At 67.4% G+C, this 11,078-nt stretch carries 10 protein-coding genes; 6 read left to right on the top strand and 4 right to left on the bottom strand.

Annotated elements, in window-relative coordinates; all coding sequences use genetic code 11:
- Positions 1-68: 68 nt before the first annotated feature.
- Positions 69-203, bottom strand: coding sequence for an entericidin A/B family lipoprotein (locus ACYP33_RS12660; RefSeq protein ID WP_414447254.1), 135 nt, complete (start codon positions 201-203; stop codon positions 69-71).
- Between the two features lie 265 nt (positions 204-468).
- Between ACYP33_RS12660 and ACYP33_RS12655 the strand changes: the two genes are divergently transcribed.
- Positions 469-1,761 carry an aspartate carbamoyltransferase gene (locus ACYP33_RS12655; protein WP_414439585.1) on the top strand — a complete coding sequence of 431 codons (1,293 nt, stop codon included), beginning with the start codon at positions 469-471 and terminating at the stop codon, positions 1,759-1,761.
- Between the two features lie 150 nt (positions 1,762-1,911).
- A complete protein-coding gene (locus tag ACYP33_RS12650) occupies positions 1,912-3,735 on the top strand; it encodes a peptidoglycan D,D-transpeptidase FtsI family protein (RefSeq protein ID WP_459622060.1) in 1,824 nt (607 codons plus the stop codon).
- A 25-nt stretch (positions 3,736-3,760) separates the two neighbouring features.
- Here the strand turns inward: ACYP33_RS12650 and ACYP33_RS12645 are convergent, their stop codons facing one another.
- Positions 3,761-4,597 carry an AraC family transcriptional regulator gene (locus tag ACYP33_RS12645; protein ID WP_459622058.1) on the bottom strand — a complete coding sequence of 279 codons (837 nt, stop codon included), beginning with the start codon at positions 4,595-4,597 and terminating at the stop codon, positions 3,761-3,763.
- Between the two features lie 170 nt (positions 4,598-4,767).
- On the opposite strand from ACYP33_RS12645, the gene ACYP33_RS12640 reads away from it, so the two are divergent.
- Positions 4,768-5,466, top strand: a complete 699-nt coding sequence (locus ACYP33_RS12640) for an O-methyltransferase (protein ID WP_459622056.1) — start codon at positions 4,768-4,770, stop codon at positions 5,464-5,466.
- 18 nt (positions 5,467-5,484) lie between these two features.
- Here the strand turns inward: ACYP33_RS12640 and ACYP33_RS12635 are convergent, their stop codons facing one another.
- Together ACYP33_RS12635 and ACYP33_RS12630 are read right to left on the bottom strand one after the other, a co-directional pair.
- Positions 5,485-6,558, bottom strand: coding sequence for a hypothetical protein (locus tag ACYP33_RS12635; protein ID WP_459622054.1), 1,074 nt, complete (start codon positions 6,556-6,558; stop codon positions 5,485-5,487).
- On the bottom strand, positions 6,548-6,811 hold the full coding sequence (locus ACYP33_RS12630; protein ID WP_459622052.1) for a hypothetical protein: 264 nt from the start codon (positions 6,809-6,811) through the stop codon (positions 6,548-6,550). Before ACYP33_RS12630 ends, ACYP33_RS12635 begins: the two co-directional genes overlap by 11 nt.
- A gap of 539 nt (positions 6,812-7,350) precedes the next feature.
- Here ACYP33_RS12630 and ACYP33_RS12625 point away from each other — a divergent pair.
- Genes ACYP33_RS12625 through fliD form a run of 3 tightly spaced genes read left to right on the top strand, consistent with a single transcriptional unit; the run spans position 7,351 to position 10,920 of the window.
- Entirely contained in the window at positions 7,351-8,079 is a 729-nt protein-coding gene (locus tag ACYP33_RS12625; RefSeq protein WP_459622050.1) for a flagellar hook assembly protein FlgD, read from the top strand.
- Between the two features lie 56 nt (positions 8,080-8,135).
- The gene (gene flgE, locus ACYP33_RS12620) at positions 8,136-9,380 is read left to right on the top strand and encodes a flagellar hook protein FlgE (protein WP_459622048.1); all 1,245 of its coding nucleotides are present in this window, start codon (positions 8,136-8,138) and stop codon (positions 9,378-9,380) included.
- A 16-nt stretch (positions 9,381-9,396) separates the two neighbouring features.
- The gene (gene fliD / locus ACYP33_RS12615) at positions 9,397-10,920 is read left to right on the top strand and encodes a flagellar filament capping protein FliD (RefSeq protein ID WP_459622047.1); all 1,524 of its coding nucleotides are present in this window, start codon (positions 9,397-9,399) and stop codon (positions 10,918-10,920) included.
- The last annotated feature ends 158 nt before the right edge of the window (positions 10,921-11,078 follow it).

Here is an 11,078-nt window from a genome sequence, read left to right as displayed (position 1 = left end):
GACGGGCTGCCTGACCGGCAGCCCGTCGCACTTCTCGGCCCGCGCCCCGAAGGCGCGGCGCGTCAAACTTACTTGGCCTTTTCGGCCGTGTTCGAGATGGCGCTGCCGCCACTCGAAATGTCCTGCCCTGCACCGGCAATCGTATTGCAACCGGCAAGCGCAGCCGTCAGAACCAGCAGAACAGCAGCAATCGAACGCGTCATGGTGAGTCTCCTAGGAAGTCGAACCCGCACGGGGCGGGCACATCGTACCGTGTCGAATTGCCTCCACCCCTGACGAGGCGGGGGACGGTCCCGATTATACAAATGCCGCACGGCGCCGCCAGCAAATGATTGCGGGGACGTAGCGGGCGCGGTACAGCAGCGGCGGCACGCCGCGCGTCCATCCGCCCCTGCATCGATACGGCTTGACTTTGGCCAACGGCGAACTATTATACGCAACGCGTATATTTTCGACTCCGAGGCCGCCATGACCGTACCCCAGCAAGCCTTCCTGCGCGACGCCATGCGCCGCCTGAACATGACCCGCGAGGCATTCGCCAACCGCATCGGCGTGACGCGGCGCGCGCTTGACACTTGGCTGCTGCCCGACGATTCGCAGGAATCGCGCTCGATGCCCGAGATCGTCGAGCGCTACGTGACGGAAATCGTCTCGCGCGGCAGCGACGAGGCGGGCTATACGCAAAGCGTAGAATCGTCGCCGCTATCGAGCCAGATCCTCTACGAAGGCCGCCCGCAATTGCTGTCGGTCGACCAGTTCTCGCGCGACTCGGTCGAGGCGCTGTTTCGCGTGGCCGACGTCATGCAGCCGATCGCGCGCCGCCGCAAGATCTCGCGCGTGCTGGAAGGCGCGGTGCTCGGCAACCTGTTCTTCGAGGCCAGCACGCGCACCCGCGTGTCGTTCGGCGCGGCGTTCTGCCGGCTCGGCGGCTCGGTGTGCGACACCACCGGCTTCACGTTCTCGTCGATGGCCAAGGGCGAATCGATCCACGACACCAGCCGCGTGATGGCCGGCTACGTGGATGCGCTCGTGATCCGCCACCCCGAGCAAGGCTCGGTGGCCGAGTTCGCGCGCGCCATCAACCTGCCCGTGATCAACGGCGGCGACGGCCCCGGCGAGCATCCGAGCCAGGCGCTGCTCGATCTCTACACGATCCAGCGCGAGTTCTCGCGGCTCGGCAAGATCGTCGACGGCTCGCACATCGCGTTCGTCGGCGACCTCAAATACGGCCGCACGGTGCACTCGCTGGTCAAGCTGCTGGCGCTGTATCGCGGCATCCGCTTCACGCTGGTCGCGCCGCCCACGCTCGACATGCCGCGCTATATCGTCGAGCAGATCTCGAAGAACGGCCACGTGATCGAGGAGACCGCCGACCTGGCCACCGGGCTGGCCGGCGCGGACGTGGTGTACGCCACGCGCATCCAGAAGGAGCGCTTCACCGACGAATCGTTCGAGGGCTACACGCCCGATTTCCAGATCAACCAGGCGCTGATGGATGCCGTCTGCAAGCCCGACACGCTGATCATGCATCCGCTGCCGCGCGACAGCCGGCCCGGCGCGAACGACCTCTCGACCGACCTGAACCGCGACCCGCGGCTCGCGATCTTCCGCCAGACCGACAACGGGATTCCGGTGCGCATGGCGATCTTCGCGGTGCTGCTCGGCGTCGATCATCTGGTGCAGCACTCGATGCGCGACGCCACCTGGCGCGCGCCCGTGCATCTCGGGCCGGAGGATGCGGTGTTCCACGGGATCGACTGAGACGGCGGCGGCCGCGCTGCGCCCGCCGTCTCCCCGAAAACCCTGCCCCATGCGGCTTCTCGCGCTTTTTATCGCGACCTGCCCGGACTTTCATTACAATTTGCCTGTCATTTCTTTCAAATGTCATAGATAAACCCGTCACCACCGCCCATGTCCTTGAAAAAGAAGACGAAATTCGACCCGTATGTCGCCGTCTCGCGCAGCCCGATGCTCGGGTCGCGGCTGCCGATGTGGCGCTCGAAATTCGTCCTCATCGTGATCTCTCTCGCATTCGCCGCGCTGATCGGCCGCGCGTTCTGGGTGCAGGTGGCAAATCAGGATTTCTATATCGGCCAGGGCGAGAAGCGCTACCAGCGCACCATCGAACTCGACGCGATGCGCGGCAAGATCGTCGACCGCAACGGCGCGATGCTCGCCGTCAGCCTGACCAGCTTCGAGATCTGGGCCGACCCGAAGCAGGTCGATCCGGTGGCCTACGGGCCGCTCGCCAGGCTGCTCGAGCTGCCCGAAGCCGACCTCCGGCGCCGGCTCGGCAGCGACAAGCAGTTCGTGCTGCTCAAGCGCCAGGTCGATCCGGACACCGCCGCGCGCATCGACAAGCTCGATCTCGCCGGCCTCACGCAGATCGCCGATTCGAAGCGCTTCTACCCCGAAGGCGAATCGGCCGCGCACGTGGTGGGCTTCACCAACGTGGAAGACAGCGGCCAGGAAGGCGTCGAGCTGGCGGCCAACGAGCAGTTGCTCGGCACGGCGGGCCAGCGCGAGGTGATCCGCGACCGGCTCGGCCGGATCATTTCCGATACGCATCCGCTGGTGCCCGCGCAGCATGGCGCCACCGTCGAACTGACGGTCGACCGCCGCGTGCAGCAACTGGCCTACTCGCAACTGAAGGCGGCGGTGGTCGCCAATCACGCGCAGGCCGGCAGCGTGGTGGTGCTCGACGCGCAGAGCGGCGAGATTCTCGCGCTCGCCAACTACCCCACGTTCGACCCCAACGACCGCAGCCGCCTGACCGGCGCGCAGTTGCGCAACCGCGCCGTGATCGACACGTTCGAGCCGGGCTCGACCGTCAAGCCGCTGGTGGTCGCGCTGTCGATCGACGCCGGCAAGGTGCGCCCGCAAACCCTCATCGACACCTCGCCCGGCACCTGGAAGATCGGCCCCGCCGTGATCCACGACACCTCGAACCACGGCACGCTGACCGTCTCGCAGGCGTTGCAGAAATCGAGCAACGTCGCGCTCGCCAAGCTCGCGCTGAACCTGCCCGCGCAAACCATCTGGGACAAGTACCAGGAATACGGCATCGGCCATGCGCCGGAGCTGACGTTCCCCGGCGTGGCGTCGGGGCGGCTGCGCGCGTGGCAGCGCTGGCGGCCGATCGAGCAGGCCACCATGGCGTACGGCTATGGGCTGTCGATGTCGCTGTTGCAGATCGCGCAGATGTACACCGCCTACGCGGGCGACGGCACGATCCACCCGGTGCGGCTGCTGCGCGACGGCCAGTCCGCCGCGCAGCAGGGCCATCGCGTCACGCGCCCGGAAACCGCCGCCGCGATCCGCTCGATGCTGGAGATGGCCGTGGACGAAGGCGGCACCGGACGCGCCGCGCGCGTGGACGGCTACCGGATCGGCGGCAAGACCGGCACCGCGCGCAAGCAGGTCGGCGCCTCGTACGCGCAGGGCAAATACCGCGCGCTGTTCGCCGGCATGGCGCCGATGAGCCGGCCGCGCGTGATCGTCGCCGTGATGATCGACGAACCGGGCGGCAAGGGCTATTACGGCGGCACCGTGGCCGGGCCGGTGTTCTCGTCGGTGATGGGCGGGACGCTGCAACTGCTCGGCGTGCCACCCGATGCGCCGGTGGCCGCCGATGCCGTCAAGCCCGGGGCCGCCGCGAAGCCGGCTATGAAGCCGGCTCTAAAGCAGACTATGAAGCCGGCTCCGAAGCCGGCCGCACCCGGCGCGCGCTCCTGAGCCGCTCGATCTTTCCCGCGTCGCGCTACGCCCGCTCCGCCATGTAACGGGCCGGCGGCGACCCGAGCTTGCGGCGGAACATCGACACGAAGCTGCTGGCGCTCTCGTAGCCCAGTTCGTCGGCCACCTGCTGCACCGATTTCCCCGCCCCCAGCCACTGCACCGCCAGCATCAGATGAAGCTGCTGCCGCCAGCGGCCGAAGCTCATACCGGTTTGCGCCGCGAGCGCGCGGGCCAGCGTGCGCTCGCTCATGCCCACGCGCCGCGCCCAGCTTTCCATCGTGCCGCGCTCGGCCGGATCGGCCGTGATCATGTCGACGATGCCGCGCAGCCGCGGGTCGGACGGCATCGGCAGATGCAGGTTGCCGAGCGGCGCGATCGCGATTTCGTCGAGCAGCAGCGTGACCAGATGCGATGCCATGCCGCCTTCCGGATACAGCATCGGCAGGCTGGCCGAGCGGATCAGCAGCTCGCGCAGCAACGGCGTGGTCGACAGCGCGCAGCACGCCTGCGGCAGATCGGACGCCGCACCCGGCTCGACGAACGCCACATAGCATTCGAGCCGCCCCGCCGCCACGAACTTGTGCACCACGCCGCCCGGCACCCAGATCGCGCTGTGCGGCGGCACGATCCACAGGCCACCGTCCACCTCGCAGGTCAGCACGCCGCGCATCGTCAGCAGCAATTCGCCCTTGCGATGATGGTGGAAGCCCATTTCCTTGCGGTCGAGATAGACGGCGAGCGCCTTTTCATCGAGCTGCTTCATGTCGATGCCGGCCGCGCCCACCGTCACCAGCGGGCGCGGCACGTCGTCGGGATCGAGCCATTCGGCGGGATCGGAGGTGGGGCTGACAACCGGCATGACGTGGTTTCCAGGATTGGCAGGAATTCCACATATTCTGGCCATATTCCCCGATGCCGCCAAGCCGGCATTTACTTAGCATGCCTACGGGTGGTGACGGATGCGTGGTGCGGCAGCCCGGCTGCACCTGCCGTCTCCCCATCCCGAACCCTTTCAGCGCGGATCACATCATGAATTCATTGAGCAGCGGGCGCGTCGCCCAGACCTTGCAGCGGATGCTGGCGGAAGCCGAGCAGGCCGACGCGGCCCTGATGGCGCAGTTCAGCGGCACGGACCACAGCGAGCAGCGCCTGGCCGACGCCGTGGCCGAGCATTTCGCCGAGGAAAGCCGCGACCTGCGCGGCTTCTATCGCGGCTACGCCGACAACTTCCTGAACGTCGCGCCCGAGTACGGGCGCTTCCTGTATCAATGCGCGCGCGCCGCCAACGCGCAGCGGATCGTCGAATTCGGCACGTCGATGGGCGTCTCCACCGTCTATCTGGCCGCGGCGCTGCACGACATGGGCGGCGGCCACCTGATCGGCACCGAGCTGGAACCGAGCAAGGCCGCCCGTGCGCGCGCCAACCTGGAAGCGGCCGGCCTGGGCGAGCGGGTCGAGATTCGCGTGGGCGACGCGCGCGAAACGCTCGGCGACCTGCCGGGCGACATCGACCTGGTGCTGCTCGACGGTGCGTTCAGCCTGTATCTGCCGGTGTTGAAGCTGCTCGAACCCAGGCTGAAAAGCGGCGCGCTGATTCTCGCGGAGAATGCGTTCGAGCATGGCAATGCGTATCTGGACTACGTGCGCGATCCGGCGAACGGGTATCTGTCGCAGCCGATTCCGATCAGCCCGGGGCGCGGGAACGAGATGTCGGTGGTGACGCGGTGAAGCTTGCCATGGTTCGCGTCACGCCGATTGCCGCTCGATGCCCCGAATCCGCACCTGCCGGCTGATCGCCACCCCCAACCCGATCAGCACGAACATCGCCGTCTCGCCCCAGATCAGGATCGTCACGCCTGCCGGTTGATCAGGAATCCTGCCCATCAGCGACGTGTCGCGCTTGAGCACCGCCGTCCATGGCCCGACGTCGTAGCCCTCGCGCTGGAACGCGGCGGCGATGTCGTCGCGCGGGCCGCCGAACGACAGCGAGCCTTCCAGCAGGCCGGGCGGATTGGCTTGCCGGTCATTGTCATCGTCGTTGCCGCGCCGGACCGTGCTGTCCAGTTCGAGCAGATACACGCGGTCACCCTTGCGCCAGCCGGCCGGCACGAGCGGCACGAGCGGCGTGAGATAGTCGCGGTACGACGTGCGGCGAACCGTGTAATCGCGCACGAAAACAGCCTCCAATTTCGGCAACGCGCCGCTCACCTGCACCCAGTCGCTCGCGTTGCCGAGCGCGATCGGCGTGTTCGCCACGAGCGCGACCGGCGTCAGCGGCTTGCCGGCATCGGCGTATTCGACGATGTGCAGCCACGCCGACAGCCCGCCTCCCGCGGCAAGCGCGACGCCCGCCATCCCCAAGCCGATGTTGCGTGCGCGCCGCGCGATGCGCAGCCGGCCCGCCGCATCGGCATCGCGCCATGCCGCGCGCGACTGCGCGCTCAGCGCGCCGCGCGAGCGCCCGGCATCGCGCAACTGCGCGCTGAGATCGGCCAGCACCGCATTGTCGGGCCACACGCGCCGCAGCCCGCGCACCGCCCATCGCGGGCCGAGAAAGACCGCGACGGCGGCTATGCCGGCCGCCACCAGCAGGTTCGCGCCGTCGAACAGCGCGGTCTGCCAACTCAGCAGAAACGCGAACGGCCCGCGATCCCGCACGATGTCGAAGATCACCCATCCATATCCGCCGAACCACCACAGCAGCAGCACCGAGGTAAACAGCCAGCGCGGGACGATCGGTGGCGCATTCGCCGCCCGCTCGCGGGCCGCCGCCGACGTGCCGACCCGCCGCGTGCGGTGACGCGGAGGTTTATCTCGCATGCGCATCTCCCGGCGATGCCATCCATCGATGGTCGGCCGGCTTGCCGTGCGTCGCGAACCAGGCCTCGACACACCCGGCCTCGGGAAACAGGTTCGGGAAATGGATGACGTCGCCGCTCGTGCCGTTGCACGACCCGGTGCGCATATCGCCCGATGCCCGCAGGGCCGACATCAAGCGCTCGACATGGTCCGCCTGGGACGGCGGTGTCGGCAAAGGCGAAAGCAGTTGGCGGAAGCGGTCGGGCAAGCCCATGGTCGGATTGGTTGTCGGATTCGTTTTTATCGGATCGCCGGGTGGCGAGAGCGCGCGAATCGGCGCCGTCTCCCACGTTGGCCGGCCATTTTCCTCGATTCCGAAGGCTGGCGTCCACCTGCGACATCGCCCTCGCGCCACGAGCCCGGAAGCCCCTGCCTCCGTCAGTCAGGAATGCGATCCTTTTCGTCGCCCGCCACGCCAACCGCCCCCGCCCGAAACACGGCGACAAGAAAACGCCACACTGCGTGACACGACGGCGTAATACGAGGGGAATACGTCCGTGCAGCGCACACGTTTCCCACGCCCGTCGCCTCTCGTCAACCCCGGGCCTCGTCGCCCGCCCCTATCCATCGCATACCTAACCACGCGACGCCACCGTCACTGACAAAACAACACATCCCGAAAACCGACCAGGCGCTACGCTCTCGGCACGCCATCGACAACAGATGGCGATCGATCACACAACGCGCTTCGACCATCGGGGACTGTCGACCGGACGGCGCGCGCCTGCCAGCCCGAGAAAGGACACCCGCCTCATGAGCGCCTCCAGCACGACGATCGGCAATAACGGAACCTCGGTCAACAAGCTGCCGCCCGACACGATGGGCAGCAAGGGCACCTCGAAGCAATCGGCGGCGGACCTGCAGCAGACGTTCCTGAAGCTGCTGGTCACGCAATTGCAGAACCAGGACCCGACCAGCCCGGTCGACAGCGCGCAGATGACCTCGCAGCTCGCGCAGATCAACACGGTCAGCGGCATCGCGCAACTCAACGCCTCGCTCACGTCGCTGGCCTCGCAGGTCGCGGCCGGCCAGTCGACGCAGGCGGCGGCGCTGGTGGGCGCCAACGTGCTCGCGCCCGGCAGCACGCTGCCGGTGGCGAAGGGCGCGCCGGTGGGCTTCGGCGTGCAACTGACGAGCGCCGCCTCGAACCTGACGATCACCGTGAAGGACGCCACCGGCAAGGTCGTCAACACGCTCAACGAAGGCCCGCAAAAGGCCGGCACGATCCCGCTCACCTGGACGCCCGTCGATTCGAACGGCGCGAAGCTGCCCGACGGCCAGTACACGATCAGCGCGAGCTACACCAACGCGCAAGGCGCCACCGCGAGCGCGGCCACGCTGACGGTCGCCCAGGTGCAGGGCGTGATCCGCCAGGCCGACGGCAGCGCCGGCCTGGCGCTGTCGAACGGCACGACGGTCGATCTGGCCCACCTCGGCGCGATCTTCCCGCGCACCTCGGGCGGCAACGGTTCGCATTCCTGATCACGCCAGCAACGAATAAACCAAACCAATCCGGCCACACACCAACGGGGATCACCATGGGCTATCAACAAGGCTTGAGCGGCCTGCAAGGCGCATCGAACCATCTGAACGTCATCGGCAACAACATCGCGAACGCGAACACGGTCGGCTTCAAGGCGGCCGTCGCGCAGTTCTCCGACGTCTACGCGAATTCGGTGTCCACCGCCGTCTCGAACGGCATCGGCGCGGGCACCCAGCTTGCCGAAGTCGTGCAGGTGTTCCGGCAAGGCTCGCTGACCAGTTCGCAGAACCCGCTCGATATCGCGATCTCGGGCAACGGCTTCTTCCAGGTATCGAACCACGGCATCACCACCTACACGCGCGACGGCCAATTCCACGCAGACGCACGCGGCAACATCGTCAACAGCGCCGGCGCGAACCTGATGGGCTACGGCGTCAACGCCGACGGCTCGATCGACACGGCTTCGCTGCGCGCGCTCGCCGCGCCGCAAGGCAACATCGCGCCGAAGGCCACCACCGCCATCACCGGCCAGTTCAACCTGAGCCAGACCGACAAGACCCAGACGCACACGCCGTTCAACACCACCGATTCGACCACCTACACGTTGCGCCAGCCGGTGCAGGCCCACGACTCGCTCGGCAACCAGCAGAACGTCAACCTGTACTTCGTGAAATCGGCGACGGCCGGCACCTGGAACGTGTATGCGGGCGCGGACGGCACGCCGCCCGCGAACCTCGGCACGCTCACGTTCAACGCGTCGGGCAAGCTGACCGGCTCGACCGATGCCGGCGGCGCGGCCACCGGCTCGATCGGCAAGTTCCCGTTGAGCCTGACCAACACCACCGGCGCGGCCACGCCGCAGGCGATCGCGCTCGACCTGTCCAGCTCCACCCAGTTCTCGACCAGCAAGAGCGCGTCGTCGAACCTGGTGGCCGACGGCTATGCCACCGGCTCGCTGACCTCGTACTCGGTCGGCGTGGACGGCTCGGTCAGCGGCATCTATTCGAACGGCAAGAGCAGGACGCTGGGCCAGGTGGTGGTGGTCAACTTCAACAACCCGGGCGGGCTGACCAGCATCGGCGGCAACCAATACATCCAGACGACCGCCTCGGGCGTGCCGCAGATCGGCGTGGCGGGCACCACCCGCCACGGCGCGCTCAAGGGCGGCACGACGGAAGCATCGACCACCGACCTGACCGGCGAACTCGTGAACCTGATCACCGCGCAACGCGATTACCAGGCCAACGCGCAGACGATCAAGACCCAGCGCACCGTCGATCAAACGCTGATCAACCTTTAATTCCGGGAGCCTCCGCATGTCGATCCCCTCGACCGCCAACAACGCCATCTCCAGCAATTCGGCCCTGCAAAAAGCCGCGCAATCGATCATCAGCGGTGCCACCGGCAATTCCACGATCGACGTCAACACGCTGGTCACGGCGCTGGTCAATTCAAAGACGGCCGGCCAGAACGCGATCCTGTCGACCGCCATGGCGCGCGACAACAACCGGGCCGCCGCCTACACGAGCCTGCAGACCGCACTCACCAACCTGCAAGGCGCGGTGGCCGCGCTGTCGGACGGCTCGTTCGGGCAGACCTTCACCGCCACCACGGTTGGCGGCACCGGCTTGAGCGCGACGGCCGGCAACGGCGCGGTGACCGGCTCGTATCAGGTGAGCGTCAACCAGATCGCGCAATCGCAATCGCTGACCTCGCCGCCGTTCGCCGCCGCCAAGGCGCTCGGCACCGGCTCGATCACGTTGAGCGTCAACGGCCACGCATCGACAATCGCGATCGATGCCGGCAACAACACGCTGTCGGGCATCGCCGCCGCGATCAACAAGCAGCGCGACAACCCGGGCGTGACGGCCAGCATCGTGACCGGCAGCGACGGCGCGCATCTGGTCCTGCGCAGCAACAACAGCGGCGCGGCCAACACGATCGACGTGCAGGTGGCCGCCACCGCCGACAACGGCCTGTCGGACCTCGCGGTCGGCTCGACGCCGAGCACCACGGGCGGCCAATCGACGATCGGCGCCGGCAGCAAATGGGCGCAATCGTCGGCCGCGCAGGACGCCTCGGTCACGGTCAACGGCGTGACCAACCTCAACGCGACCAATGCCGTGAGCAACGTGATCGCCGGCGTCACGCTGAACCTCACGCAGGCGGCCGTCACCTCGCCCGCCACCACCCAAACGCTGGCGATCGCCACCGACACGGGCAAGCAGGCCACCGCGATCACGAAGTTCGTCGACAGCTACAACACGCTGGCGCAGACGATCGCCACGGTGGGCGCGTTCGATAACTCGCAGCCGGCCAAGCCGCTGGCCGGCCCGCTGTTCGGCGACTCGACGCTCAATACGATTCGGACTCAGATGCAATCGATCCTGGGCAGCGCCGTCAACCACAACGGCGTGGGCGCCACGCTGCAGCAGCTCGGCATCACGGTGGCCGACGGCACCAAGAGTACGCAGCCGGCCGGCACGCTGATCGTCGATCAGGCCGCGCTGACGCGCTCGCTGGCCAACCAGCCGACCGTGGCCTCCACACTGTTCGACAAGACGGCCGGCCTCGGCGCGCAGATCAACCACGCGATCACGTCGTACACGGCAACGCACGGCATCCTGACCAGCAGCGCCAGCGGCGTGCAGACCGATATCAAGGGCCTGACGGCGCAGCAAGCCACGTTGCAGACCTACGCCGCCGCACTGAGCACGCGTTACAACGCGCAATTCACCGCGCTGAACAACGTGATGTCGCAGATGAACCGTCAGCAGAACTATCTGACGGCGCTGTTCGGCGGCACCAAGAGCGCCGGCGCGCTCGCCACCAACAAGTAAGGCCGGATCGGCGCTGATTCCGGATTTCCGAGACACTGTCTCGGAAATTGCCCCCTTGGGGTATGCAACGAAGAAGCGCCGCCTGCCTATCTGCTCGGCCTCGACGATCCGGCGACCCATCTGAAGCAAAAAAAACGGCGCCGCGATCCAGCCGGCGC

The organism is Burkholderia sp. 3C, from assembly GCF_054589155.1.
The sequence above is the reverse complement of the archived record's forward strand: the minus strand, read 5'-3'. Positions and strand labels throughout refer to the sequence as shown.